The organism is Pseudorhodobacter sp. E13 (genome assembly GCF_003991405.1).
Lineage (GTDB): Bacteria > Pseudomonadota > Alphaproteobacteria > Rhodobacterales > Rhodobacteraceae > Pseudorhodobacter.
The window spans coordinates 340,036-363,878 of record NZ_RPEN01000158.1 but is presented as its reverse complement, the minus strand read 5'-3'; the positions used below and the strand labels follow the sequence as shown (position 1 = coordinate 363,878).

27 protein-coding genes are annotated in these 23,843 nt (G+C 61.8%); 13 read left to right on the top strand and 14 right to left on the bottom strand.

The features are described 5' to 3' along the window. The first annotated feature begins 53 nt into the window (after positions 1 to 53). Positions 54 to 554: a TRAP transporter small permease subunit gene (locus tag EGN72_RS15530; protein WP_127049162.1), complete on the top strand. Its 501-nt coding sequence runs from the start codon at positions 54 to 56 to the stop codon at positions 552 to 554. Next, positions 551 to 2,101 carry a TRAP transporter large permease subunit gene (locus tag EGN72_RS15525; RefSeq protein ID WP_199743760.1) on the top strand — a complete coding sequence of 517 codons (1,551 nt, stop codon included), beginning with the start codon at positions 551 to 553 and terminating at the stop codon, positions 2,099 to 2,101. Before EGN72_RS15530 ends, EGN72_RS15525 begins: the two co-directional genes overlap by 4 nt. Before the next feature lie 65 nt (positions 2,102 to 2,166). Here EGN72_RS15525 and EGN72_RS15520 read toward each other — a convergent pair whose 3' ends face one another. From EGN72_RS15520 to EGN72_RS15510, 3 genes are all read right to left on the bottom strand, one after another. Continuing rightward, positions 2,167 to 2,967, bottom strand: a complete 801-nt coding sequence (locus tag EGN72_RS15520) for a lytic transglycosylase domain-containing protein (protein WP_127049160.1) — start codon at positions 2,965 to 2,967, stop codon at positions 2,167 to 2,169. A 137-nt stretch (positions 2,968 to 3,104) separates the two neighbouring features. Next, positions 3,105 to 3,302 carry a CsbD family protein gene (locus tag EGN72_RS15515; protein ID WP_127049158.1) on the bottom strand — a complete coding sequence of 66 codons (198 nt, stop codon included), beginning with the start codon at positions 3,300 to 3,302 and terminating at the stop codon, positions 3,105 to 3,107. Between the two features lie 94 nt (positions 3,303 to 3,396). Next, positions 3,397 to 4,071, bottom strand: coding sequence for a Crp/Fnr family transcriptional regulator (locus tag EGN72_RS15510; protein ID WP_199743759.1), 675 nt, complete (start codon positions 4,069 to 4,071; stop codon positions 3,397 to 3,399). 70 nt (positions 4,072 to 4,141) lie between these two features. Here EGN72_RS15510 and EGN72_RS15505 point away from each other — a divergent pair, with 70 nt between their 5' ends. After that, a complete protein-coding gene (locus tag EGN72_RS15505; RefSeq protein WP_158623208.1) occupies positions 4,142 to 4,540 on the top strand; it encodes a hypothetical protein in 399 nt (132 codons plus the stop codon). Positions 4,541 to 4,605: 65 nt separating this feature from the next. Here EGN72_RS15505 and EGN72_RS15500 read toward each other — a convergent pair whose 3' ends face one another. Beyond that, the gene (locus tag EGN72_RS15500) at positions 4,606 to 4,779 is read right to left on the bottom strand and encodes a DUF1328 domain-containing protein (protein ID WP_127049152.1); all 174 of its coding nucleotides are present in this window, start codon (positions 4,777 to 4,779) and stop codon (positions 4,606 to 4,608) included. Positions 4,780 to 5,027: 248 nt separating this feature from the next. Here EGN72_RS15500 and EGN72_RS15495 point away from each other — a divergent pair, with 248 nt between their 5' ends. The 4 genes from EGN72_RS15495 (at position 5,028) to EGN72_RS15480 (ending at position 7,890) form a co-directional block, all read left to right on the top strand. Next, entirely contained in the window at positions 5,028 to 5,231 is a 204-nt protein-coding gene (locus EGN72_RS15495; RefSeq protein WP_127049150.1) for a PLD nuclease N-terminal domain-containing protein, read from the top strand. Between the two features lie 60 nt (positions 5,232 to 5,291). Next, a complete protein-coding gene (locus EGN72_RS15490) occupies positions 5,292 to 5,660 on the top strand; it encodes a phage holin family protein (protein ID WP_127049148.1) in 369 nt (122 codons plus the stop codon). After that, positions 5,660 to 6,766, top strand: coding sequence for a hypothetical protein (locus tag EGN72_RS15485; protein WP_127049146.1), 1,107 nt, complete (start codon positions 5,660 to 5,662; stop codon positions 6,764 to 6,766). The genes EGN72_RS15490 and EGN72_RS15485 overlap by 1 nt, the downstream gene beginning before the upstream one ends. A 74-nt stretch (positions 6,767 to 6,840) precedes the next feature. Further along, positions 6,841 to 7,890, top strand: coding sequence for an AI-2E family transporter (locus tag EGN72_RS15480; RefSeq protein ID WP_127049144.1), 1,050 nt, complete (start codon positions 6,841 to 6,843; stop codon positions 7,888 to 7,890). Here EGN72_RS15480 and EGN72_RS15475 read toward each other — a convergent pair whose 3' ends face one another. From EGN72_RS15475 to EGN72_RS15460, 4 genes are read right to left on the bottom strand one after another with little or no spacing between them, the layout of a single operon-like run. Continuing rightward, a complete protein-coding gene (locus EGN72_RS15475; protein WP_127049142.1) occupies positions 7,891 to 9,471 on the bottom strand; it encodes a phosphatidylserine/phosphatidylglycerophosphate/cardiolipin synthase family protein in 1,581 nt (526 codons plus the stop codon). A gap of 22 nt (positions 9,472 to 9,493) precedes the next feature. Then, positions 9,494 to 11,335, bottom strand: coding sequence for a sensor histidine kinase (locus EGN72_RS15470; protein WP_127049140.1), 1,842 nt, complete (start codon positions 11,333 to 11,335; stop codon positions 9,494 to 9,496). A 10-nt stretch (positions 11,336 to 11,345) separates the two neighbouring features. Continuing rightward, positions 11,346 to 11,978, bottom strand: a complete 633-nt coding sequence (locus EGN72_RS15465; protein ID WP_127049138.1) for an RNA polymerase sigma factor — start codon at positions 11,976 to 11,978, stop codon at positions 11,346 to 11,348. Next, the gene (locus EGN72_RS15460) at positions 11,975 to 12,139 is read right to left on the bottom strand and encodes a NepR family anti-sigma factor (protein ID WP_233587157.1); all 165 of its coding nucleotides are present in this window, start codon (positions 12,137 to 12,139) and stop codon (positions 11,975 to 11,977) included. Before EGN72_RS15460 ends, EGN72_RS15465 begins: the two co-directional genes overlap by 4 nt. Before the next feature lie 90 nt (positions 12,140 to 12,229). Between EGN72_RS15460 and EGN72_RS15455 the strand changes: the two genes are divergently transcribed. Further along, complete coding sequence (locus EGN72_RS15455) at positions 12,230 to 13,039, top strand: response regulator (protein WP_127049136.1); 810 nt, start codon at positions 12,230 to 12,232, stop codon at positions 13,037 to 13,039. Positions 13,040 to 13,114: 75 nt separating this feature from the next. Here the strand turns inward: EGN72_RS15455 and EGN72_RS15450 are convergent, their stop codons facing one another. From EGN72_RS15450 to ssb, 4 genes are all read right to left on the bottom strand, one after another. Continuing rightward, positions 13,115 to 13,609 carry a Dps family protein gene (locus EGN72_RS15450; RefSeq protein ID WP_127049134.1) on the bottom strand — a complete coding sequence of 165 codons (495 nt, stop codon included), beginning with the start codon at positions 13,607 to 13,609 and terminating at the stop codon, positions 13,115 to 13,117. A gap of 121 nt (positions 13,610 to 13,730) precedes the next feature. After that, positions 13,731 to 14,081, bottom strand: coding sequence for an iron-sulfur cluster assembly accessory protein (locus tag EGN72_RS15445; protein ID WP_127049132.1), 351 nt, complete (start codon positions 14,079 to 14,081; stop codon positions 13,731 to 13,733). Positions 14,082 to 14,166: 85 nt separating this feature from the next. After that, complete coding sequence (locus EGN72_RS15440; RefSeq protein WP_127049130.1) at positions 14,167 to 14,529, bottom strand: SUF system Fe-S cluster assembly protein; 363 nt, start codon at positions 14,527 to 14,529, stop codon at positions 14,167 to 14,169. 181 nt (positions 14,530 to 14,710) lie between these two features. After that, positions 14,711 to 15,232: a single-stranded DNA-binding protein gene (gene ssb / locus EGN72_RS15435; protein ID WP_127049128.1), complete on the bottom strand. Its 522-nt coding sequence runs from the start codon at positions 15,230 to 15,232 to the stop codon at positions 14,711 to 14,713. A gap of 255 nt (positions 15,233 to 15,487) precedes the next feature. On the opposite strand from ssb, the gene EGN72_RS15430 reads away from it, so the two are divergent. Both EGN72_RS15430 and EGN72_RS15425 read left to right on the top strand, forming a co-directional pair. After that, the gene (locus EGN72_RS15430; RefSeq protein ID WP_127049126.1) at positions 15,488 to 16,081 is read left to right on the top strand and encodes a lytic transglycosylase domain-containing protein; all 594 of its coding nucleotides are present in this window, start codon (positions 15,488 to 15,490) and stop codon (positions 16,079 to 16,081) included. Between the two features lie 3 nt (positions 16,082 to 16,084). After that, on the top strand, positions 16,085 to 17,041 hold the full coding sequence (locus EGN72_RS15425; protein WP_127049124.1) for an acyl-CoA desaturase: 957 nt from the start codon (positions 16,085 to 16,087) through the stop codon (positions 17,039 to 17,041). Positions 17,042 to 17,124: 83 nt separating this feature from the next. Here EGN72_RS15425 and serS read toward each other — a convergent pair whose 3' ends face one another. Both serS and EGN72_RS15415 read right to left on the bottom strand, forming a co-directional pair. Continuing rightward, positions 17,125 to 18,417, bottom strand: a complete 1,293-nt coding sequence (gene serS, locus EGN72_RS15420) for a serine--tRNA ligase (protein WP_127049123.1) — start codon at positions 18,415 to 18,417, stop codon at positions 17,125 to 17,127. Positions 18,418 to 18,900: 483 nt separating this feature from the next. Beyond that, the gene (locus tag EGN72_RS15415) at positions 18,901 to 20,601 is read right to left on the bottom strand and encodes a pentapeptide repeat-containing protein (RefSeq protein WP_127049121.1); all 1,701 of its coding nucleotides are present in this window, start codon (positions 20,599 to 20,601) and stop codon (positions 18,901 to 18,903) included. A gap of 249 nt (positions 20,602 to 20,850) precedes the next feature. Between EGN72_RS15415 and yajC the strand changes: the two genes are divergently transcribed. The 3 genes from yajC to secF are packed head-to-tail and all read left to right on the top strand — an operon-like array spanning position 20,851 to position 23,840. Beyond that, positions 20,851 to 21,174 carry a preprotein translocase subunit YajC gene (gene yajC, locus EGN72_RS15410; protein ID WP_127049120.1) on the top strand — a complete coding sequence of 108 codons (324 nt, stop codon included), beginning with the start codon at positions 20,851 to 20,853 and terminating at the stop codon, positions 21,172 to 21,174. Positions 21,175 to 21,193: 19 nt separating this feature from the next. Continuing rightward, positions 21,194 to 22,861 carry a protein translocase subunit SecD gene (gene secD / locus EGN72_RS15405; protein ID WP_127049118.1) on the top strand — a complete coding sequence of 556 codons (1,668 nt, stop codon included), beginning with the start codon at positions 21,194 to 21,196 and terminating at the stop codon, positions 22,859 to 22,861. Between the two features lie 10 nt (positions 22,862 to 22,871). Further along, positions 22,872 to 23,840 (top strand): protein translocase subunit SecF, encoded by a 969-nt coding sequence (secF, locus tag EGN72_RS15400; protein ID WP_127049116.1) that lies wholly within the window; start codon positions 22,872 to 22,874, stop codon positions 23,838 to 23,840. The last annotated feature ends 3 nt before the right edge of the window (positions 23,841 to 23,843 follow it).

Genomic DNA, 23,843 nt, shown 5'->3' with positions numbered 1-23,843 from the left:
GCGCGTCCGGGGGCCGCCACGCAGGCATGCGGGCAGGAAAAAAAGGGCAGGCAATGGACCGATTTGCAGACGGGCTGGACAAGATCAACCGTGCCGTGGGCGGCGTGGTGATGTGGGCAGCACTTGCCATGGTGTTGATGCAGTTTGGCATTGTGCTGTTGCGCTATGTCTTTGGCTTCACGTCTATTTTCTTCAATGAATCTGTGCTTTACCTGCATGCGGCGTTGTTCATGCTGGGGGCGGGCTATACGCTGTTGCTGGGCGGGCATGTGCGGGTGGATATCTTTTACGCGCCGCTGTCGGCCAAGGCCAAGGCGATGGTCGATATCTTCGGGCATCTGTGCCTGATGCTGCCCTCGCTGGGGATTTTGCTGTATTACAGCTGGCCCTCGGTGCGCAGGTCCTGGGCCATTCTTGAAGGGCCGATTTCGGTGGGGGGCGTGCCTGCTTCCTTTTTGCTGAAATCGCTGATCCCGGCCTTTTGTGTGCTGTTGCTGGTGCAGGGCCTGTCGGCCTTGATCCGCGATGTGCTGCGGTTGGGGGGCGGAAATTGACCCTGCCGCTGGATCTGATCATGTTCGCCGCCCTGATCCTTGTGATCCTGATGGGCTATCCGGTGGCGTTTTCCATCGCAGGGGTGGCCACGGGTTTTGCGCTGCTGGGCTGGGCGTTGGGGGTGTTTGATCTTGGGCTGATGGGCGCGCTGGCGCAACGCTTCTTCGCGGTGATGACAAACCCGGTGCTGACCGCGATTCCGCTGTTCGTGCTGATGGGGGTGGTGCTGGAAAAATCCCGCATTGCCGAGGATTTGCTGGAAACCATGGGCCGCCTGTTCGGCGCGATGCGCGGCGGGCTGGGGGTTTCGGTGATGCTGGTGGGGGCGCTGCTGGCGGCCTCCACCGGGATTGTGGGGGCGACGGTGGTGGCGATGGGGATGATCGCGCTGCCCGCCATGCTGCGCAATGGCTATAACCCGCGCCTTGCGGCGGGCATGGTCGCCACGGCGGGCACTTTGGGGCAGATCATCCCGCCCTCGACCTTGCTGATCATTCTGGCCGAGGTGATGTCATCGGCCTTTCAACAGGCGCAATATGCGCAGGGCAAATTCTCGGTCGAAACCATTTCCGTGGGCCAGACCTTTGCCGCCGCTTTGGTGCCGGGGTTGCTGCTGGTGGTGATCTACATCGTCTATATTCTGGCGCGTGCCTGGGTGCTGCCCATGGATGCGCCTGCGATGCGCGAACAGCGGGTGAAACCGTCGGGAGCCGAGGTGATGGGCGCCATTCTGCCGCCCGTGCTGCTGATTTTCGCGGTGCTGGGGGCCATTCTGGGCGGGGTCGCCAGCCCGAATGAGGCAGCATCGGTCGGGGCCATCGGCGCGATATTGCTGGCGGGGCTGCGGCAAGGCGGGTCGCGCTGGGTCATCATCGTGGGGGCAGGGGCCTTGCTGGTGCTGGCCTTTGCCGCAGGCTTGGCCCCGGTGCGGTTGCAGCGGTCAGACGCGGGTGCGGCGGAATATCTGCTTGCGGCCTGCTATGGCTTTCTGGCGCTGCTGGGGATTGCTGCGATTATCGCGGCCCTGCGGGCCAGTTTTCAGCGCGGCATCATGCTGCCCGCGATGGGGCAAACACTGGTCGTCACCTCGATGATCTTTGCGACGATCCTCATGGCCTCTTACTTCAGCCTCGTCTTTGTCGGCTTGGGCGGAGAGCATCGGGTCGCGGCCATCCTGCAATCCTTGCCGGGCGGGGCGACAGGGGCGCTGGTGTTTGCCATGGCCTTCATCTTCATCCTTGGGTTTTTCCTTGATTTCGTCGAAATCTCGGTGATCTTGCTGCCGCTTCTGGTGCCGCCGCTGATCATCATGGGGCATGATCCGATCTGGCTGGCGGTGCTGATTGCGGTGAACCTGCAAACATCCTTCCTGACGCCACCTTTCGGCTTTTCGCTGTTCTATCTGCGTGGCGCCGCCCCGCCCGAGGTGACGACAGGCATGATCTATCGCGGCGTGGCCCCGTTTATCGGGCTGCAAATCGTGGCGATGGCGCTGATCTGGGCGTTTCCGGCCCTTTCCACTTGGTTGCCCGGTCTGGTGTTCTGATATGATAACGGGGGCCACGAGGGGCCCCCGTTATCCTGCTCTGGGCTTTAGCGGTCCTTTGGGCTTTAGCGGTCGATCCGCGCGCCCATGATCGAGATGGCCTCCTGATAGACACTGGCGGCATTCCATTCCTTCAGCACGGCATAATTCGGCTGGCCTTTCTGATAACCTTGGCCGGGGCGCCAGCCTTTTTGCCGCAGGTAATTCGCGGTCGAGGCCAGCGCATCCACGCGGTTGTTCAAATCCACGCGGCCATTGCCATCGCCATCCACCCCGTATTTCAACGCGTTACCGGGCAGGAATTGCGTATGCCCCCATTCGCCATGCTTGGCCCCCACCGAACTGGAGGTGATGGACCCGCGATCCACCAAAATCAGCGCCGCCATCATATGCGGCTTGAAGAAATCCGAGCGGCGGCAATCATAGGTCAGGGTGGAAATGGCCGAAACGATATTGGTCTTGCCCATGAAGCCGCCAAAAGCGGTTTCCATGCCGTGAATGGCGATCAGCACCCCCGCAGGCACGCCATATTGGCTTTCCAAAGCGGCAAACAGCTTGGCGTTCTTGGCCTTCTGGCCACGGCCTTGCTTGATGATGGTTTCCGCCCCGCGCACATTCATGAATTTTTCAAGGCTATACTTGAAGCTTTTCTGATTGCGATCGGCTGAAATGGTTTCGCGCGAATAGCTGGTCGCCATCAGTGCGGCGATGCCCTTGGCCCCCACGCCCTGCGCCTTTGCCTCGGCGGCGATCTCGGCCTTCCACGCGTTATAATTGCCGCCCGTGTTGGAGCAAGAAGCCGCCTGCACCATGCCCCCCGTCACCGAAAGGCCAAGCGCGACAAGCGCGGATTTCACAAAAGACATTTCAACACTCCACATGATTTGCGCTGATCTTAGGGAAAGCCCCAAGGCGTTCAAGCCCCCCGCCGCCCATTTCCCGTCTAGACATGCAAAAACGGCGGCAGAGGTGCTGCCGCCGTTTGATCATCTGTCAGGCGTGGTTACTGGTGCTTGATCCAGTCATCCACTTCTGCCTCGGCCTCGGCTTTGGCATGGCCGTATTTCTCTTGCACAAGGCCCACGATCTCTTCGCGGCGACCTTCGATGCGATCCCATTCATCGCCCGTAATATCGCCCCATTTTGCCTGAGCTTTGCCCTTGATCTGCTTCCACTTGCCTTGAATTTGATCGGAATTCATCTGCTTCTCCTTTCAGGCGGCACCCTTGCCGCGTTCTGGTAAATCAACGCCCCGGCCGGTGATTGGTTCCTTGCCTGTCGCGGAAAAATGCCCGTCACAGCAGCGGGCGCGGGGCGGGGGGCTGATCTTCGATCAAGGCGAGTTTGGCCAGAGCGCCGGTGTTCATCACCTGCAAAACCCCGCGTGACCAATCCATCACCCCGGCGGCACGAAACCGTTTCAGCGTCTTGTTGGTATGGACCAGCGACAGGCCCAACGCATCCGCAAGGTCCTGCTGGCGGAATGGCAGCGGCATCTTATGGCCTTGCGCCAGCCCTAACGCCTCTCCCCGCCGGAAAATCCGCAAAAAGGCCCAGGCAAGCGCCCCTGCGGCATCGCGCTGACCGATGGTGGCAATCGCATCGCCCAGAAAATGCTCCTCTACCGCGGCGATCCATGTCAGGTCATAGGCGCGGGCGGGGTTGGCCTGAAACACCGACCACAGCGCTGCGCGGTTGAACACACAAAGCGTCATCGCCGATGACGCCTCTACCGAATGGCCCATTTCACCCATCAGCCCGGCTTGCAGGCCCAGAAAATCGCCCGGAAAGATCAGGTTGATGACCTGACGGCTGCCGTCCTCCAGCGTTTTATAGCGCAGGCCCATGCCAGACAGCACCGTATAAAGCTGGGGTGAGGATGACCCTTCCAGCAAGATCGTGGTGCCTTTGTCCACTGTCATCTCTCCGGTTTTGAACTTTTGCATGAACTGCACTTCGGCATCGGTCATCGGGATGAAAGCCTCGCATTTTCGCAGCGGGCAGGTTTTGCAGGCGATGGGCAACTCATTTCCTCCGGCTATGTCACAGTTTAATGCAGCCCGCGCCGATTGGTTCCATACCTGCGCCTTGTTTTATAGGGGTTTGCCTGTGTTGGACCATTTCGTGATTTATGAACCGACAATCCTGATCGGGTTGGATCTGGCTGAAACCCTGCGCGGCCATGCGCCGGATGCGCAGGTGATCTTGTGCCACACCAAGCCCGAGGTGCGTTTGGCCTTGTCCGAGGCGGCAGCGGGTGACACCGCGATCCTGCATCTGGCCGAAACCGAGGCGGATGTGCTGGCGCTGGCGCATCAGCGCGGGTTGCGGGTGGTGCTGCTGGATGCGCCGGATTTCGCGCGGCGGCAGGGCTTGCCAGATATTGCCTTGCCCTTTGACCCGGATTTGCTGCGGCAATCTGCCTTTCCGGCGCGTTGATCCGGCCCTAGAAGGCAAGAAAGCCGCCCCGATGGGCGGCTTTCTGCTTTCTATCTGCGCCTGCGTCAGACAGGTGGTTTTCCACGCAACGCGCGTGCGATCATCGCCACGACGAACAGGACGATAAAGACAAAGAACAGGATTTGCGCAATCGACGCGGATGCCCCGGCAATGCCGCCAAAGCCCAGAACTGCCGCGATCAATGCGACTACCAGAAACGTAAGTGCCCAACCAAGCATGATACTCTCCTATAATGATGCGCCGATGCGCTGATGCAAAACCAACGCGGTTGCGGGCAATCGGTTCCCTGACTTTGTGTCCTACCCTCTAAACCTTGTGTGCGCGGGTTGGGCAGATGCTGCGCGCGAAAGGTACGGCAGAAAGGTTCGGCAGACTGAGGGAACCAAACCCGGCGTGGCGCGTTTTACCTTCAACGCCTCAGGGCAGCGCGTGAAAAGCCGCTGTCGGGCAGACAAGGGAGACACGCATGGAAATGAACATGTTTCAACTGACGGGTTTTGGTGGGCTGATCATTCTGGCCCTTGACCTTTGGGCGATTATTTCGGTGATCGGATCATCGGCGTCGACGGGCAAAAAAGTGCTGTGGTCCTTGCTGATCATCTTCTTGCCCATCGTCGGCTTTGTGATCTGGCTGCTGATCGGCCCGCGCAGCACCGCGCGCCGCATCTAAGGCGTGCAGGCCCGCCTGCCTGCCACGCCGTAAATCGCACCCACAAGGAAAACCGGGCCTATGACAGACCCCGACCTGAAACCGCTTGCGCAGGCAAGTCGCTTGATTGTGCTGCTTTCCCGTTGGTGGCGGCTCCGGGTTGCGATGGTTCGGCTGGACGCGGCGCAACGGCTGAAGGCGCTGATTGTGGGCCTTGGCCTGATCTTGGCGGCGGTGCTGATGCTGGTGATGGCGCTGGTCTTTGCCCTGATGGCATTGGCTGCGGTGTTGCAAAGCAGCGCCGGGCTATCGCCTGCGGCGGCCTATGCCGTGGTTGCAGGGGCGGGCGTTGGTTTGGCGCTTGTGCTGGGGCTTTTGGCCCGCGCCGGGCTTCGCCGTGCCCTGCGCCCCGTAAATCTTAAACCCATTCAACGCGACAGGAGATCATGATGACAACCGCTCGCACGACGAAAGACTTGATTGCCGAAGCCGAAGCCACCGAAGCGGCGTTGCTGGCGCTGTGGGAGGATTTGAAATCCACGCTGCCCGCGCCTGATGCGGTCAAGCAAAAGCTGACGGATGGCGGCGAGGCGCTGGCGCGCGGGGCGCAAACGGCGGCCAGCACGGCCACGCAAACCGCCAAGGCGCATCCCATTGCGGCGGCGGCCCTGATGGCAGGGGCAGCGTGGTTGCTGCTGGGCGCAAAACGCGCGGCCCCGAAACCATCGGCGGCAGACATCACTGCCGAGGCCGCAGAGGCCTGGAAAGACCGCGCCATCGCTGCCCGCAACAAAGCGCAAAAGCGGCTGGAGGAAACCTATGGCACGCTGCGCAGCAAAGGCGCGCAAACGGCCGAGGATGTGGCCGAAGCCGGGGCTGCGAAGCTGGCAGAAGCCTCTGATCTGGCGAAGGAAAAGGCAACCATCACCGCCGATCTTGCGCGCGATCTGTCCGAGGCGTTCCACCACGGGCTGTCCTCGCTTGGTGAGGAGGCGCGCGACCGTATCTTGCAAGCGCGCGAGCAAAGCTTTGCCGCCTTGGCCCGCAGGACCGAGCCGGAAAGCCTGTGGCAAAAGGGCCAATCGCTTGCCCGCAACAACCCCACATCGACGGCGGTTCTTGGGCTGGCGGCGGGGCTGGGGCTGGCGTGGATGATGCCGCGCAGCCGGGCGGCGCTGCGCGCGGCGGCACCGGGCGCGATTGGTGTGGTGGTGACACCCGCAGCGGCGCTGGTGGCGCAAAACCTGATCGCACGGGCGGCCAAGGCGCTGGAACCCTTTACCCAAGCCAAAGCCCCCGACGATGCAGAGGCGGAGGAGGAGGCCGAACACGCAGCCCCCGTTGCCCAAGCCGTCAAGGACGCTGCCAAAGCCGCAGCCATGGCCGGTGTGGCCAAAGCCGTGGGGGAGGCGATTGGCAAAGCGGGCGCCGAGCGCGCCTCCAAATCTGCCGCCAAGTCCGGGGGGCGAGTGCCCGAGGCAGAGCTGGACCCCGATGCCGCAGCGACCGCAGAAACCAGCCCAAAGGCCCGCGGCAATGGCGCTGCCAAAACCTGACAATAGCTTTAGGGCCGGGGGCTAATGCGCCTCGGCCCTGAACCACCGGGCCCGATAAAAACCACGAGGGATGAATGGAACGCTTGTCGCAACTTGCCATGATTGTTTTGGCGGTGATCGTTACGGTCGCCGCCTTGGACGCGATAAGCGATCTGGCCGCGCCCATGGCCTTGGCGCTGGTGATCGGCATCGTGCTGTCGCCCATGTCGGACGCGTGGGAACGGCTGGGCCTGTCACCTGTGTTTGGTGCGCTGACCAGCCTTGTGCTGGCGCTGGGGGCCATGGGGCTGATTGCGCTGCTGATGCAACCCATCGCGGCGCAGATGCTGGATCAGGCCCCGAAGGTCTGGGCCGATATGCAGGATATCGTGCGGGCGGTGCGCGGGCTGGTGCGGGGGCTAGAGGATGCCTCGCGCGATATGTCGCAAGCCATGGCCCCCGCCGCGCAGGCCGATGTGGTGGCCCCAGTGGAAGGGCAGGGGATGGCGATGCCCAATGTCACCGATGCGCTGATGATTGCCCCGGCGCTGGCCGCGCAAATCCTGACCTTTACCGGCACGCTGTTCTTTTTTCTGCTGTCGCGCAACGACATGTATCAGGCGATCGGGCGGCATCTGGCCTCGCCGTCCAACCGGGCGGTGGTGGCCGCACGCCTGCGTGATGCCGAACGCACGGTGGCCCGCTATTTCCTGACCATCACGCTGGTCAATGCCGCGCTGGGCCTGCTGACTGCGGCGATTTTGCAGGCTTTGGGCATGCCCGGCGCGTTTCTGTGGGGGGTGACGGCCTTTTTGCTGAATTTCGTGGTCTATCTGGGGCCTGCGATTTTCATGGTGGCGTTGCTGTTTGCCGGGGTCGGCGCGTTTGACGGTGCAGCGGCGCTGTTCCCGATGCTCAGCTTTGCCGCGCTCAACTTTATCGAAGGGCAGTTCATCACCACTGCACTGGTGGGCAAGCGCATGGCGCTGAACCCGCTTTTGGTCTTTGTGGCCTTGCTGTTCGGCATCTGGTTGTGGGGCCCGATTGGCGGCATCGTGGCCATTCCGCTGATGCTGTGGGGCGTGGTGCTGCGCAATGGCCTGACGGTAGAGGCGGCCCCGCCGCGCGCTACGGCCAAACCCTGATCAGACAAGCGCCTCGGGGACAAAAGGAACCGGGGTGCCAAAGGCCTCGGCCGCGTGCAGATCATAGGGCACGACAAAGCCCCGGCGATCCTGCGGGGCCAATGCGGCATTCGACAGCGCCAAACCGCGCCACGCGCTGACCGCCGTTGCATCGGCAAAAAACGCGGCCCCTGCGCCGTCGGGCAACCAATGCTGCATCAGGCGCTGGCGCAAGGCGGCAACCTCCTCTGGGTCTGTCAGATGCACGCCACATTCGGTATCCCAGCGAAAGCTGCGCCCGTTCAGATTGGCCGAAGACACAATCGCCTCGCGTTCATCAAAGATCGAGACTTTGGCGTGAATATAGATCAGCGGCGCGCCCGACAGATGCGCCCGCCCGCTGGGGATGGCGGTTTCGGGGTCGCGCTTTTGCGCCGCACCGCCGACGAACAATCGCGGCCCAAAGCTGCGCTGCAAGATGCGCAGACAGCGCGCCTGAAGCCATTCGCCCATGCGGGTATCAAGGCCCTTGCGGTGTTCAAACACCAATTCTTCGGGCGCGCCGGGCAGCATCAGCACCAGCCCCAGATCGGGGTTGCGCCGCGCCGCCCGCGCCAAGGCCCGCGCAAATGAGACATGGCGAAAATACTGGCTTTCCAGATAGATCAGCCGCGTGCTGCGCGAAACCGCCGAGATATGGCGCTGATACAGCGCGCTGGAAATGGTTTTGGGGCCGATATGGGCAATCGGCCCGCGCCGCCGCCGCGACAGGGTGGTCAGCAAAGGCGCGGTATCGCGCCCCTGACCCGGCCCGCGCCGGGCCGGGCGGCGCTTGCCGGACACAAGGTCAAGAAATTGGTCCAGATGGGTGGCGGCATCTTCGGCCACCGGGCCGCGCAGCAGCAGTTGCACATCATGCCAGGTCTGGCTGGACGGGCGGTCATGGCCCGTGGTGTCATAGCGCCGTTCATCCAGATCCAGCCCGCCGATATACAGCCACTTGCGGTCAATCACCGCGAGTTTCTGGTGATGTGTGCCGGGATAGAGCTTTGGCAGCGCCCAAAACCGCGGCGAAACCGTGCCATCGGCTGCGTGCCGCATCCGGGCGGCGATGGCGGGCATGTCGCGCAGGCGCGCGCTGCGTTGCGGGGCCGACAGCGCGTTGAGGTCTTGCGCCAGATCCCACAGCCGCTTGTAGATCATCGGCCATAGCAACAGCCGGGGCAGGATGCCGGTTTGTGCCGGATGCAGGGCGGCTTTCACCTCCAGCCGTGCCTCTGGCCCGGCCAGTTCCGCCGCCGCGATGAAACGGCGCAGGCTGTGCCATGTGCCCTTGTGCATTTCAGGCCGGGCTGCGGGGTCAAAATCCGATAGCACAAAGCGCAGCGCCACGCCCCGGCGCAGGCAATGCAGGATAAGATCGAACCAAGTTTCGCCGATTTCGCGGGCCTCGGGGCTGCGCAACCGGGTTGTCAGGTCAAAAACCAGAAAGCTGGCGCTGATCTCGGTTTCGGCGGCCAGAAAGGCGCGTTCCAAGGCGGGATAAGCCTCGGCTGCGGTGATTAACAGGCGCAGATCGGTGATTTTTGGCGGCTGTGTCACGCGTTACCCCTTTGCAGGTCATTCAGGCGTCGTCTTCCGATTCCGTATTCGGCTCTGGCGCCTCTGCCGGGGCGGCGCGGGCCTCGCCGCTGGCCAGATCGCGCAGCGGGAACCGCAAAAGCAGCCGGAATTCATCCCCTTCGGCGCTGCGCACCAACTGGCCCTCCAACTGGCGCGCAAAGGCGATCAGCAACTGGCTGCCAAACCCGTCCGAAGACACCAATGTCACCGGGCGTTTGGGCTTGCCGGGGCCTTCCGGCTCGGTGGGGTTGACGATTTCCAGCTCTGCCATGCCATCCTCGGCGCGCTGCAACCGCAGCTGCACGTCAATCGGCTGGGTCGCCACGCGGGGCGCATGTTTCATCACATTCGCCATCGCCTCGGTCAGAAACAGCGCCAGCGGCACCGCCTGATCCGGGGTCAGGCGCATCTTTTCAATCTGGCGGTCGATCTTGTAGCGGCGACCGGGGGCAGAGCCGATTTTCAGAATATGGGCGATGATCTGCGGGAACAATTCATCCGCCCGCACATCGGCCTGACCCGATGTCTGATACAATTCGCGGTGCACCGTCGCAAGGCTCAGCACACGTTCCTGCACTGTGCGCATTGCGTCTTTCGTCTCGGGCGATATGGCGCTGCGCAACTGCATGTTCAGGATCGAGGCGATCAGTTGCAGGTTGTTTTTGACGCGGTGATGCACTTCGCGCATCAACACTTCTTTCTGGTGCAGCATATCCTCCATCTCGGCTTCGTCATGCAGCACGGCCTCGGTCATCTTTTCATAGGCCTCGCCCACCTCGCGCAATTCGGCGGCGGCATGGCCAAGATTGACCGGCACGATTTTGCGATTGCCGCCCGCAAAGGCCACGATGCTGCTGCGCAAGGATTTCACATGGCGGATCACCTGACTTTCGGCAGCAAGCCAGGCCACCAGCAGACTGGCCGCCCACATCAGCAGCGGAAAGGCAAAGGCCGGCACGTCGAATTCCAACAGCCGATTATCCAGTCGGTCCGCAGGCCATGACCCGATGACATAAAGTGATCCGGGCACCAAGGGCAGCACAGCAAAGGCGCGGTTCTCGCCGTTCTGGTTGGCGCTGATAAAGCTTTGCGCCGAGGTGCCGACAAAGCCTGCCAGCGGCTGCGCTGCGGGAATGTAATCCTGTGCGCGTTCCAGCCCGCCGGTCGCGGTCAGCACTTGGCCTTCGGCGTTGAACGTCACCAGTGCCATGGGCTGCTTTACAGGCTGGCTGCGATAGGGCAGGGCCTCTATCGGGTTCAGGGCGACATGCGGCACCGAGACGGTGACAATGCCCAGCTTGCTGCCATCCTCTGCAAAGACCGGATGCGCAAAGCCAAGGATGGACTGGTTCGAAATGGGGCCATCAAGGTTGACCCGCATCTGCGGCACATCCGGGATCATCCAGCTTTCAATCCCCGGAAACGTGCTGACATCATAGCTGCGCCCGGCAGAGGAACAGTCGATCCGGTAATTCATCTCGGTAAAGGCGATCAGCGAGAACGCATCGCCCGCTTCGGTTTTCAGGGCGGTCAGCGCGGCATTGCAGCTTGGCAGGTCCGCGCGCAGGCGGGGCATGGCGGCGGCAAGGGCCGCGGTGGTGGCCTGCGCGCGCAGGAACACATCAATCTGGGGGGCGGCCGCCATGACCGTATCGCCCAGAATGGCCGCGCGCGCCCGGCCCTTGGCCACTTCTTCGGTTTCAACCGTCTGGATATAGGTCAGCAAAGCCAAGGGCAGCAGCGCAATCCCCATCGCCAACATCAACCGCGCGCTCAACCCCGACCACAGCGGCGCCCCCGGACGATCTGCCGGGGGCGCTGCTTGCTTGCTGTCTTTGGTCATTCCCACTCCACTATCTTTGCTGACCGGACCGGCCCAGAACCGCCAGCGTCGCGCCGGTTTGCTCGGCCACGATGCCTTCGCCCTCTGCAAGGCCCAGCAGTTCGCACAGCCGCGCCCGCGCCCGGCTGGCCCGGCTTTTCGCGGTGCCAGCTGCCACGCTCATCATGTCGGCGGCCTCTTGATAGGAATAGCCATTGGCCCCGACAAGGATCAGCACCTCGCGATGCTCTGCCGAAAGCTGGTCAAAAGCGCGCATGAACTCGTTCATGGCCAGCTTGCCGTCATGCTGCGGCTTTTCAAACAGCGCACCCGCATGCACGCCTTCAGGGTCTGATACTTCGCGCTTGGTCTTGCGTTTGGACGAAAAGAAGGTGTTGCGCAGGATGGTGAACAACCAGGCCTTCAATTCCGTTCCGGGGGTGAATTTGTCAAAATTCGACCACGCCTTCATGATGGTTTCCTGCACCAGATCATCCGCCTCGGTCGGGTTGCGGGTCAGCGACACGGCAAAGGCGCGCAGGGCGGGGATGTGGTTGGGCAGGTCATCGCGCGGGTCAAGCGCGGGCGCGGGGCTGCCTTCATGGGCAGCAGAATTGGACGCCCGGCGCGGGGCGCTCTGCGTTTGCGGTGCTGCGAAATTCATTTTTTCGCCTCCTTGGCCTTCAATTCGGCCAAGAGTTGCTTGAAGCGATCTGGGATCTCATCCTCCAGCGCGTCATCGAACACCCGCTTGAGGTTTTCATCAATATCCTGGCGAAGCTTTGCCTGTGGCTTGCGCTCTGTTGTCATTTGCCTATCGCTCATGCTTAGAATTCCTGCATTATTCATGGAACCAAACGCGGCCGGAAGCGTTTGGTTCCATGAAAACGTAAAAAACTTCGGGAGAATTTCGAAATGTCGTCACCACAAGCCAGCGATCTGACAGCCGCGATTGCGCAAGAGTTGCCGTATCTGCGGCGCTATGCCCGCGCGCTGACCGGCAATCAGACCAGCGGCGACAATTTTGCCGTGGCCACGCTGGAAAGCCTGCTGGTGGACCCGTCGGTGCTGGGGGCCACGGCAAACCCCAAACTGGGGCTGTTCCACGCGTTTCATCTGGTCTGGAGCAGCGCCGGCGCGCCATCGGCGGAACCCGAAGACCGTATCACCGCGCGCGCCATGGCCCATATGGCACGGCTGACCCCCAATTCGCGCGAGGCGCTTTTGTTGCGCAGCATCGAAGGCTTCACCCTGCCGGAAATCGCCGCGATCATGCAGGTCGATGAGGATGAGGTCGAGGCCCTTCTGGCCGCCGCCAATGCCGAAATGGAACAGGCCGTGACCGGGCGCGTCATGGTGATCGAGGATGAGGCGATCATCGCGATGGATATCACCGCCATCGTCACGGATATCGGCCATAGCATCACTGGCGTGGCCCGCACCCGCGCTGATGCGGTGGCACTGGCGGCCAAGGAAAAGCCCGATCTTATTCTGGCCGATATTCAATTGGCCGATAATTCCTCGGGCATTGATGCGGTGAAGGATATTCTGGCCAAGCTGGGCGATATTCCTGTCATCTTCATCACCGCCTTCCCTGAACGGCTGCTGACGGGTGACAAGCCGGAACCCGCTTTCCTGATCACCAAGCCCTTCTCGGAAGAACAGGTGCGTTCTGCCGTCAGTCAGGCGATGTTCTTTGCCTCAACCGAAACGCTGATGGCCTGATCTGCGGCACTGCGTGACGAAAAAACCCCCGCCGGAAAGGGTCCGGCGGGGGTTTTGCTTTGCCCGCCGGGGGGATTATTTCGCGGTCGCGCGCAGCATCCACGCGGCTTTTTCGTGGAAGGCGCAGCGCGCCGTCAGCAGGTCAGCCGTCACCGGGTCATCGCCCTCTTCGGCCAGCGCGATCACATCGCGCAGACGTTTCGCAATCGCTTCATGGTCGGCCACAAGGTCCTCTACCATCTCTTGCGCCGAGGGCAGGGATTTCAGGTCTTTGACGCAGGACAGCTTGGCCAGTTCGCCCATCTGATGCGGGGCCAGTTTGCCCAAGGCGCGCACCCGTTCCGCGATCACATCATTGGCGGCGAAAAGGTCGTTATACTGCGCTTCGGTCAGAACGTGGATCGAATGAAACAACGGCCCTTCGACATTCCAGTGATAGGCCTGCGTCTTGAACAACAGGCAATGCGTATCGGCCACCGCCGCGATCAACCCTTCGGCAATCCCCGAGGCATCGCTGACGCCGGTATCAATCTTGCTGGCTTTGGGAACGGTTTTCAACGCTTGGGACATCTGTCTCTCCTTTTTCCAGATTGACCCGGCACAGGCCGCCGGGCCGTTTCATCTCTGCCTTGTCAACGCAAGGCATCGGAAAAAGGTTCCGGGAAATCCCGGTCCGCCATCGGAAAGCTGGTCAGGCGTCCTTGAACTTGATCGACTCGCCGCAGCCGCAAGCCTCGGCCACATTGGGATTGCGAAACTTGAACCCCGCTTCCAGCAACGAGGTTTCATAGTCGATCTCGGTGCCGATCAGGAACATCTGCGCCATCGGTGCGATCATCACCCGCGCGCCATCCTGTTCCACGGTTTCATCCAGCGGGTTCACTTCGGACACATAGTCCATCGTGTATTCCATCCCCGCGCAGCCGCCCTTTTTCACGCCGATCCGCAGGCCCTTGGAGTCCTGCTTTTGCATCAGCCGCGCAATCTGCTTGGCGGCGGCAGGGGTCAGGGTAACGGCGGCTTTTCCGGGAATGCCAAACATGGGGGGCGTCCTTTATGTCTCTATCTTCAATATAGGATTTCAGACGCGCTGTCTCAAGGGGCAGTCGATGCTGCCGCAGCAGGGCTTACATGAAGCCCAGTTCCAGCCGCGCCTCATCCGACATCATTTCCATGCCCCATGGCGGCTCAAACGTCATGCCGACATTCACGGATTTGACGCCCGCCAAAGGTTCGATCGCATCGGCAACCCAGCCGGGCATCTCACCCGCCACGGGGCAGCCGGGGGCTGTCAGCGACATCAGGATTTCGACATCGTTTTCGGCCGAGATTTCAATCGTATAGATCAGGCCCAGATCATAGATATTCACCGGGATTTCCGGGTCAAACACGGTGCGGCACGCCTCGACGACCTGCTCATACAGCGGGTGGTCGGTGGTCGAGGGCTTTATCAAGGGTGTGCCCTCAATCCGGTCCTGTGGCTGGTTCATACTGGCCTCGTGCGTTAATCCGACTGAATATATAGGGAATTATCTGCGCGGCGTCCAGTGCCCGCCCGCAGAAGGTTTCGCACCTGGGCGCAGGCGGGGGCAAACGCGGCTTTGACCACATGAAAAAGCCCCGCCGTTTCGGGCAGGGCTGATATGCTGATACGCGGTGCAAAGTGTCCGATCAGAACGGGATTTCATCATCCATATCGGGGCGACCACCGCCCCCACCAGACGAGGCCCCGCCACCGCTGCGCCCGCCATAACCGCCGCCGGATGCGCCGCCCGATGATCCGCCTTCATAGCCGCCACGGTCATCATAGCCGCCACCACCACCACCCGAGCCGCCGTCATTGCGGCCCCCCAGCAGCGTCAACTCGCCGCGATAGGGCCGGATCACGATTTCGGTGCTATAACGATCAGCGCCGGATTGGTCCTGCCATTTGCGGGTTTCCAACTGGCCCTCGATATAGACGGTCGAGCCTTTCTTCAGATATTGCTCGGCAATCCGGCCCACCGGTTCCGAGAAGATCGCCACGGAATGCCATTCGGTCTTTTCCTTGCGCTCTCCGGTCGCCTTGTCGCGCCAGGTTTCCGAGGTCGCGATCCGCAGGTTCACCACCTTGCCACCGTTGGGAAAGCTCCGCACTTCGGGGTCACGGCCCAGATTTCCGACGATGATGACTTTGTTAACCGATCCAGCCATATGGCCCCCCGCTGTTGTCGCACCCTGTTGCGGTGCCTGATTCTGTTGTTCCGCTCTGGGCGGCTTGGCCCAGACTGGTCCCCCAAGCCTATAGCCCTGCCAGCCCCGCACCGCAACATGCGAGGCCCGGCCGCCGCGGCATGAAATGCGCAAAACCGCGCCGATCCGCAGGCAAAGCCGGGGGTTTTGGCTGGTCATCCGTGCGTGGTTCCGTATAGTGCAATCCTATTGCAGGACTGGTTTAGGGTTTTTGATATGCGTCGAACACTTGGGGTGGTGTGCATTGCCGCGATGATGACGGGCGGTTCCGTGGCCGCAGAGGGCCTTGTGCTTTCCGGCGCGAATTCCCGCAAAGCGATTTTCAAATCACAGACCCGGCTGCTCGATAATCGTCTGTCCAAGCAATATTCTGCCTCGGTCCGGTTGCAGCCCAATCCGGTCGTGGTGCCGAAAGATACCGCCATTCCGCGCTTTCGTGGCAATTACAAAGGCGAATATCTGGCGGTTGCCAAGGCCGCCGCGCGCAAACATTCGATCCCCGAAGATCTGTTCTTGCGGCTGGTGCAGCAGGAATCCGGTTGGAACCCCTCGGCCAAATCCCACGCAGGGGCCACGGGTCTGGCACAGTTGATGCCAGCGACCGCGCGCAAGCTGGGGGTCAACATTCACGACCCGCATCAGAACCTTGAGGGCGGCGCGCGTTATCTGCGCATGATGTATGACAAATTCGGAAGCTGGCGTCTGGCATTGGCCGCCTATAACGCGGGGCCGGGTGCGGTGGAAAAGCATGCAGGCATCCCGCCCTATGCCGAAACCCGCAATTACGTCCGCGTCATTCTGGGCAGCTAGGCCATGGCCGCAGCCCAGCCCGCCGCTTCGCACCCCCCGGTTTTGCCCCCGCAATTGATCCAGACGGAGCGGGTGCGCCACAGCCCCGAAACCTGTGCCCTGCAAGGCTGCATCCGTTGGGTGCCTGTGAAATCGCTTTGGTTTCTGGGCCATGCCCTGCTGGGGCTGGTTGCGCTTGTCATCTACCCCTCATGGGCGGGGGCGCTGGCTTTTCTGGTGCTGTCGGCGGTCACGCTTTGCGCGGGCCATTCGGTCGGGATGCACCGCTTGCTGATTCACCGCAGCTTTGAAACCCCGCGCTGGATGCTGCGGCTTTTGGTCTGGCTGGGCAGTTTGGTCGGCATGGCAGGCCCGTTCGGCATGATCCGGGCGCATGACCTGCGCGATTGGCATCAAAGGCAAGCCGCCTGTCCGCCCCACCCGTCACATGGCGCGGGGTTCTGGCGCGATGCCTGGTGGCAATTGTGCTGCGAATTCCGGCTGACCCATCCGCCACGGTTTGAAATAGAGCCCGATATCGCCCAAGACCGCCTGCTGATCTGGATGGAGCGGACATGGATGGCGCAGCAGCTTCTGCTGGTGCTGCCGCTTTGGTGGTTGGGCGGCGTCGGGCTGGTGCTGTGGGGCGTCTCGTTGCGGATTACCGTGTCGCTGTTCGGGCATTGGATGGTCGGGCATTTCGCGCATCGGCGCGGGCATCAAGGCTGGCGGATCGCGGGGCTGCCGGTGCAAGGTTATAACCTGCCCGGCCTTGGCCTGCTGACCTTTGGTGAGAATTGGCACGGCAATCACCACGCATTCCCCCATTCCGCCCGGCTGGGGGTAGAGGCGGGCCAGCTTGACCCCGGTTTTTGGCTGATCCGCGCGATGCAGGCTGTGGGCCTTGCCTGGCATGTGAAGGGACCAGAGGCAGAACCCGCCCGAGAGGGGCTGACACGCCTTGCCCCGCAGGGCGGCTAAGGCAGGCGCTGCTATCAGATTGAAAAAGGGGGCGCGGCCTTCCGGCATCGCCCCCCTTACCAGATTTCAAAAATCGCGCGCGGTCAGACCAGCTCACCCTCTGCGGTGACGCGGGTTTTGCCGCGCAGATAGGGGTGCAGCACCGCAGGCAGATCGACCGAGCCATCGGCCTGCTGGCCGTTTTCCAGCACCGCGATCAGGCAGCGCCCGACAGCGAGGCCGGAGCCGTTCAACGTATGCACGAATTCTGGCTTGCCCCCTGCGGCGGGTTTGTAGCGGGCGTTCATCCGGCGGGCCTGAAAATCGCCGCAAACGGAAACCGACGAAATCTCCCGGTAGGTATTCTGCCCCGGCAGCCACACCTCCAGATCATGCGTCTTGGTGGAGCCGAACCCCATATCACCGGTGCAGAGCACGACCACGCGGTAGGGCAGGCCGAGTTTCTGAAGGATGGCCTCGGCGCAGCCGGTCATCCGGTCATGTTCGGCAAGGCTGGTCTCGGGCGTGGTGATGCTGACCATCTCTACCTTTTCGAACTGGTGCTGGCGCAGCATTCCCGAGGTATCGCGGCCCGCCGAGCCTGCCTCGGAGCGGAAGCATTGGGTATGCGCGGTCATGCGGATCGGAAGCTGGGATTCTTCCAGCGTGTCACCTGCGACGGTGTTCGTCAGGGTCACTTCCGAGGTCGGGATCAGCCACCAGCCGTTGGTGGTCTGATAGCTGTCTTCAGCGAATTTCGGCAGGTTTCCGGTGCCGAACATCGCCTCATCCTTGACCAGAACCGGGGTCCAGACCTCTTGCAGCCCGTGTTCCTCGATATGGGTATCCAGCATGAATTGGGCCAGCGCGCGGTGGATGCGGATCATCGCGTCTTTCAGCACCACGAAACGGCTGCCCGACAGTTTCGCCGCGGTGGCGAAATCAAGACCGGGGAGGGCGGCGGGAAGCTGGTAATGTTCGAGCGGTTGAAAATCCATCGCGCGGGGGGTGCCCCAGCGGCGGAGTTCGACGTTATCTTCCTCTCCCTTCCCATCGGGAACCTGCGGGAGGGGGAGGTTGTCGATGCTCATCAAAAGGTCGCGCAGGCGGGCATCCTCGGCCCCGGCTTCTTCATTCAGGGTCGCGATCTCGGCCTTCTTTTCGGCCACGAGGGCGCGGAGGCGTTCAAATTCGGCGTCGTCCCCTTTGGCCTTGGCGGCGCCCACCTGTTTGGAGGCAGCGTTCTGGGCGGCGGTGGCGGTTTCGGCGGCCAGAATCTTGGCGCGGCGGGCGGCGTCGATTTCAAGGATCTGAGGCGAGAGCGGGGCCATCCCGCGCCGGGCGAGGGCGGCGTCAAAGGCGGCGGGGTTTTCGCGGATCGCTTTGATATCGTGCATTTTCGGGCCTCATTTTCTGGATGGGGCTAGGTATGCCATGAATGAGGGGGGAAGGGGAACGGGGAAAATGCGGCTGAAAATGAGGCGGAACATCGGACTGCGGAATCGCGCGCGATTCAAAGGGTAAGCGGTTGGTTTTATTGTATTCTCTTGATTTTGTTAACCTTTTTTTAATGCGTGCCGCGTTCAATCGAATACACCGAACGGGGCGAAGGCGGTGTTCCGCGAAACCGCGGCCTCGCCCCGTTCGGTGACTATCTGAAGCCAATCTGACGCGATACGGCCCGATGCGGATGCAGGGGGTGGGCCGGGCAGGGGGCGCGCGCGCCCCCTCTTTGGCGTGCCGCCAAATTCACCCCCTGCGGATATTTAAGAATAGATGATGTTCTGGGGTGAGGCGGATCAGGGAAAGGTCCAGTGGACCTTTCCCCCGCCGAACGCCCGAGGCCGCTGCCGAGGGCCGGGAAGCCAAGCAGGAGGATGCTATTTTGGGGCGGGGTCTGGTAGTTTGATATTTTCGAGATCAGCTTGCCATCTGCGCCATTCGGTTTCGAATTCATCCCAATCCAATTCAGCTTTTGGCCAATGCGGAGGCCAATCCGGGTGATCTGGCGTGATGCCCCCCGGCAAGAAAACAGACCCATCGCCAAACATTGATTTGATTTGTTCTGGTGAAAGCACAACAGTCAAATAATCCACGTGCCTCAGCGCCGCTTGTGAGACATCGGCAGCGCTGAGGCGCGTGGCCTTGTCCAGATGCGCCCCTCTGAGGTCAGCCCCCTGCAACTGCGCATCTCTGAGGTCAGCCCCGTGCAACTGGGCCGCGAAGAGGACAGCCCCCTGAAACTGCGCCTCTCTGAGGTCAGCCCCGTGCAACTGGGCCGCGAAGAGCTCAGCCCCCTGCAACTGCGCCTCTCTGAGGTAAGCCCCCTGCAACTGCGCCGCGAAGAGGACAGCCCCCTGAAACTGCGCCTCTCTGAGGACAGCCCCCTGCAACTGCGCCGAGCTGAGGTCAGCCCCCTGCAATTGCGCCCAGCTGAGGTCAGCCCCCTGCACCTGCGCCATTTCGAGGTCAGCCCCATGCAACTGCGCCATTCTGAGGTCAGCCCGCTGCAACTGCGCCCTATCCAAGCGGATACCTGCGAGGATCTTTTCTGACAAATCGGCCTTTTGCAAGTTTGTGCCGCGCAAGTCGGGGCGGTAGCCGGGGTAAGCGCGAAGGGATTGCCTCCAATCTTTCAGGTGCGCGATGTAGGCCTCGCGCTCGGCATGGGAGGGTTCGGCCCCGTTTGTCCCTGTTGGATAAGGGGGCGGCGGGTTTGCAAAGACCCATTCGGCCTCTGGTTGGGTTTTTTTGCCCCAACGTGCCTCGGCCCGCAATTGCCCAGCCTCACGCCGGCCGATGATGTTGAGCGCGGTGGTGATATCTTGGCGGGGTGGGGGGAGGGAGTGTGCCCAAGTTTGCAGAGTTTCTTGGTAGGTTTTCCAGTGCTCGCGGAGGCTGGTTTCTTCTGAAATCTCTGGTTGCTGCGGCGCGGCAACTGCCCCACTTGCTGGAGCGTTTTCCCGCACATAGGCGCAGATGATTTCCATCACGCGGACATGGTCGCGGCCTTTGTCGTATTTCACCGAATCCTGTGAAATGCGTTCGAGGGAGAGCAGGCCGCCGATGCGGACCTCGATGTTGGGTTTGGTTTCCTCAATCGTTTTGTCATTGCCGTCTTTGTCTTTGCCAGAGACTTTGACGGTCTTTTCCGCCCCCAGTTGTTCCACCGCTTTGGAGATGCGGTCGGTCATGTGGCCTTGTTCGGCAGTGCGGGTTTGGCGTTCGGTGGTGTAGACGCGGATCAGGGCGAGGGGGGCAGAGACGAGGGCGATTAGGGCGGTCATCTGCCCGCCGATAATGGCAACGCTCCATCTCGCATCCTCTGCGGATTTGGGCGCATCGCTGTGCAGCAGGACGTTCCAGAGGCTGACGACGGTTGCCGCAATGAGCAGGGCCCAGACCGGAACCAAGACGATCAGAAACGCCATGAAAAGGCGCATGGGCCACGGCGCATCGCTGCGCTCTTTGCTTTGCCACGGGGTTGTGGCCCAGAAAATCAGGGCGGAGAGGGCGGCGATGCCGATCAGGGTTGCGGCGACCCAGATTTCCGGGGTGGGGAGGGGAATGGTCGGGGGCATAAATCACACTCGGTAAAGGTGCGGCGATTGGGGCATGGAACGGGCGGCGGATCAAGGGGGTGGTGGGTTGGCACCCACCCTACGCGGGGGCGGCGGAGGAAAACGGCCGCCTTGGGCTACACATTGCGGTGACTTGGCCTTATATGGCCGGGCAGGGTGCTGTTGCGCCGTCTTGCGCAGCATTGGGCTGTCGCATAGGGTGCGCGGCGATAAATCCGGGGAAAACCCGCCGACCGAGAGGATAATTTGATGTTTGCTACTCCCGCTTATGCGCAGGCTGCTGGTGGTGCCATGGGCGCTTTCACGTCGTTCATGCCGCTGATCCTGATCTTTGCGATCATGTATTTCCTGCTGATCCGTCCGCAGCAAAAGAAGCTGAAAGAGCATAAGGCCATGGTGGATGCGCTGCGCCGGGGCGATCAGGTTCTGACGCAGGGCGGGATTGTCGGCAAGGTTGTGAAAGTGGCCGAAGACGGGATCATCGAGGTAGAGATTGCCGAAGGTGTGAAGGTCAAGGTGATCAAGCACACGATCGCGCAGGTCATGTCGAAAACCGAACCGGCTGCGGCCTGAACCCGGAAAGCCTGAACTCATGTTGCATATCCCGCTGTGGAAGCGTGTGACCATCTGGGCGGTTTGCGCCCTTGGGGTGGCCACGACCGCGCCGAACCTGTTTTACACGCAGGTCGAGACGCATAATGACGCCGTTCTGGCCGTGGAAGCGGCAGGCGGGGTTGCAACGCCGGAGCAGGAGGCCGCGATGGCCAAGTGGCCGTCGTGGTTGCCGTCAAACCTTGTGAACCTTGGGTTGGATTTGCGCGGCGGTGCGCATTTGCTGGCCGAGGTGCAGGTGGCCGATGTCTATGAGGCGCGGATTGACGGGATGTGGCCGGATGTGCGCGACGCCTTGCGCGATGTGCGCGATCAGGTCGGCAATGTGCGCAGGCAGCCTTCGGTGCCCGGTGTGCTGCGGGTGGCGATTTCGAACCCCGATGGCATGGCTGTGGCCTTGGAGGCGGTGCAGGATTTGGCAAGCCCCGTGGTCTCTTTGACAGGTGTGGGGCAGAATGACATCGACGTGACGGCAGAGGGCGATGTGATCGTCGTGCAATTGTCGGAAGCGGAGCGGGTGGCGACGGACAGCCGCACCATTCAGCAATCGCTGGAAATCATCCGCCGCCGGGTTGATGCGGCAGGCACGCGCGAACCCACGATCCAGCGTCAGGGTGAGGACCGGATTTTGATTCAGGTGCCGGGGATCGGGTCAGCCAGTGAGTTGAAGGCGCTGATCGGGACCACGGCCAAGCTGACCTTTCATCCGGTTGTCGGGCGCACGGCGGATGCCGGGGCCAATGCGGGGGCGCGCAATCTGCTGCTGCCTTCGATGGATGAGCCGGGGCAGTTTTATATCGTTGAACAAACCCCTGTGGTGACGGGCGAGGAGTTGACGGATGCGCAGCCCGCCTTTGACCAGAACAACCGCCCGGCGGTGTCGTTCCGGTTCAACCCCACGGGCGCGCGCAAGTTCGGCGATTACACGGCGGCCAATATCGGCAGCCCCTTTGCCATCGTGCTGGACGGCGAGGTGATCAGCGCGCCGGTCATTCAAAGCCATATTCCGGGCGGCTCGGGCATTATCACCGGGAATTTCGGGGTGGAGGAAAGCACAAATCTGGCCGTGTTGCTGCGGGCCGGGGCCTTGCCTGCGGAAATGACATTCCTTGAGGAACGCACCATCGGGCCGGAACTGGGGCAAGACAGTATTGATGCGGGGCGTCTGGCCTCACTGGTGGCGATGCTGGCGGTCGTGGTGTTCATGATCGCGTCTTACGGCTGGTTCGGCGTGATGGCGACCGTGGCGCTGGGCTTCAACGTCGCCTTGATCTTCGGCACGCTGAGCATGATCGGTGCCACGCTGACCCTGCCGGGGATTGCCGGGATCGTGCTGACCATCGGTATGGCGGTGGATGCCAATGTGCTGGTGTTCGAACGGATCAAGGAAGAGTTGAAAACCGCGCGCGGCCCGGCCCGTGCGATTGAACTGGGCTATGAAAAGGCGCTGTCGGCGATCATTGACGCGAACGTGACCACGTTCATCATCGCTGTCATCCTGTTCATGGTCGGCTCTGGCCCTGTGCGCGGCTTCTCGGTGACTTTGGGCATCGGGATCGTGACATCGGTGTTCACGGCCATTTTCGTGACGCGGCTTTTCGTGGTGACGTGGTTTGAATACCGCCGCCCCAAAACAATCGAAGTGTGAGGGCAGAGCCATGCGGTTGAAACTTGTTCCCGACGAGACCAATTGGGATTTCTTCAAACATCGGAAGATCACCTCGGGTGCGTCCTTTCTGATGTGCATCGCTTCGGTGATCCTTGTCATCGTGATGGGGTTGAACTTTGGTATCGACTTCAAGGGCGGCACCACGATCCGCACCGAAAGCACTGGCAGCGTGGATGTCGGTGCCTATCGCGCGGCGCTGGAGCCGATGGATCTGGGCGATGTGTCGATCACCGAAGTGTTCGACCCCAGCTTTGGCCCGGACAAGAACGTCGCGATGATCCGCATTCAGGCGCAGGATGGCTATGAGGCGGTGACGCCGGAAATCATCACCGCCGCCGAGGCTGCTTTGCAGGCGGTGGACCCGTCGATCACCTTCCCATCGGTGGAATCGGTTGGCCCCAAGGTGTCGGGCGAATTGATCTGGTCGGCCATTCTGGCGGTGCTGGGGGCGACGGGGGCGATTCTGGTCTATATCTGGCTGCGGTTTGAATGGCAGTTTGCTGTGGGCGCGGTTGTGGCCTTGATGCATGACGTGCTGATCACCGTGGGCGTGTTTGCGCTGTTTCAGATCAAGTTCGATCTGGCGGTGATTGCGGCGCTGCTGACCATTCTGGGCTATTCGATCAACGATACCGTTGTGGTCTTTGACCGTTTGCGCGAGAATCTGGTCAAATACAAAACCATGCCGCTGATCGAGGTGATGAACCTGTCGGTGAACGAAACCCTCAGCCGGACCATCCTGACCTCGGGCACCACGCTGATCGCGCTGATTGCGCTGCTGGCGCTGGGGGGCGATGTGATCCGCGGCTTTACCTTCGCGATTACCTTCGGCATCGTGATCGGGACATATTCGTCGGTTTATGTGGCAAAGAACGTCGTGCTGTGGCTGGGCGTGAAACGCGACTGGACCAAGAAAGACGACACACCCGGCACCCAGTTTTCCAACATTGACGCCTGACCG

Excerpts from the sequence above, each read along its gene's own strand:
- EGN72_RS15480 (WP_127049144.1), top strand. The coding sequence starts at position 6,841 with ATGGAACGCTTGTCGCAACTTGCCATGATTGTTTTGGCGGTGATCGTT.
- EGN72_RS15455 (WP_127049136.1), top strand. The coding sequence starts at position 12,230 with ATGTCGTCACCACAAGCCAGCGATCTGACAGCCGCGATTGCGCAAGAG.
- yajC (WP_127049120.1), top strand. The coding sequence starts at position 20,851 with ATGTTTGCTACTCCCGCTTATGCGCAGGCTGCTGGTGGTGCCATGGGC.
- EGN72_RS15520 (WP_127049160.1), bottom strand. The coding sequence starts at position 2,967 with ATGTCTTTTGTGAAATCCGCGCTTGTCGCGCTTGGCCTTTCGGTGACG.
- EGN72_RS15445 (WP_127049132.1), bottom strand. The coding sequence starts at position 14,081 with ATGTTTGGCATTCCCGGAAAAGCCGCCGTTACCCTGACCCCTGCCGCC.
- EGN72_RS15425 (WP_127049124.1), top strand. The coding sequence starts at position 16,085 with ATGGCCGCAGCCCAGCCCGCCGCTTCGCACCCCCCGGTTTTGCCCCCG.
- EGN72_RS15460 (WP_233587157.1), bottom strand. The coding sequence starts at position 12,139 with ATGAGCGATAGGCAAATGACAACAGAGCGCAAGCCACAGGCAAAGCTT.
- secF (WP_127049116.1), top strand. The coding sequence starts at position 22,872 with ATGCGGTTGAAACTTGTTCCCGACGAGACCAATTGGGATTTCTTCAAA.
- EGN72_RS15450 (WP_127049134.1), bottom strand. The coding sequence starts at position 13,609 with ATGTCCCAAGCGTTGAAAACCGTTCCCAAAGCCAGCAAGATTGATACC.
- EGN72_RS15515 (WP_127049158.1), bottom strand. The coding sequence starts at position 3,302 with ATGAATTCCGATCAAATTCAAGGCAAGTGGAAGCAGATCAAGGGCAAA.
- EGN72_RS15485 (WP_127049146.1), top strand. The coding sequence starts at position 5,660 with ATGACAACCGCTCGCACGACGAAAGACTTGATTGCCGAAGCCGAAGCC.
- EGN72_RS15495 (WP_127049150.1), top strand. The coding sequence starts at position 5,028 with ATGGAAATGAACATGTTTCAACTGACGGGTTTTGGTGGGCTGATCATT.
- secD (WP_127049118.1), top strand. The coding sequence starts at position 21,194 with ATGTTGCATATCCCGCTGTGGAAGCGTGTGACCATCTGGGCGGTTTGC.
- EGN72_RS15440 (WP_127049130.1), bottom strand. The coding sequence starts at position 14,529 with ATGAACCAGCCACAGGACCGGATTGAGGGCACACCCTTGATAAAGCCC.
- ssb (WP_127049128.1), bottom strand. The coding sequence starts at position 15,232 with ATGGCTGGATCGGTTAACAAAGTCATCATCGTCGGAAATCTGGGCCGT.
- EGN72_RS15465 (WP_127049138.1), bottom strand. The coding sequence starts at position 11,978 with ATGAATTTCGCAGCACCGCAAACGCAGAGCGCCCCGCGCCGGGCGTCC.
- EGN72_RS15500 (WP_127049152.1), bottom strand. The coding sequence starts at position 4,779 with ATGCTTGGTTGGGCACTTACGTTTCTGGTAGTCGCATTGATCGCGGCA.
- EGN72_RS15415 (WP_127049121.1), bottom strand. The coding sequence starts at position 20,601 with ATGCCCCCGACCATTCCCCTCCCCACCCCGGAAATCTGGGTCGCCGCA.
- serS (WP_127049123.1), bottom strand. The coding sequence starts at position 18,417 with ATGCACGATATCAAAGCGATCCGCGAAAACCCCGCCGCCTTTGACGCC.
- EGN72_RS15505 (WP_158623208.1), top strand. The coding sequence starts at position 4,142 with ATGTCACAGTTTAATGCAGCCCGCGCCGATTGGTTCCATACCTGCGCC.
- EGN72_RS15430 (WP_127049126.1), top strand. The coding sequence starts at position 15,488 with ATGCGTCGAACACTTGGGGTGGTGTGCATTGCCGCGATGATGACGGGC.
- EGN72_RS15470 (WP_127049140.1), bottom strand. The coding sequence starts at position 11,335 with ATGACCAAAGACAGCAAGCAAGCAGCGCCCCCGGCAGATCGTCCGGGG.
- EGN72_RS15530 (WP_127049162.1), top strand. The coding sequence starts at position 54 with ATGGACCGATTTGCAGACGGGCTGGACAAGATCAACCGTGCCGTGGGC.
- EGN72_RS15490 (WP_127049148.1), top strand. The coding sequence starts at position 5,292 with ATGACAGACCCCGACCTGAAACCGCTTGCGCAGGCAAGTCGCTTGATT.
- EGN72_RS15510 (WP_199743759.1), bottom strand. The coding sequence starts at position 4,071 with ATGACCGATGCCGAAGTGCAGTTCATGCAAAAGTTCAAAACCGGAGAG.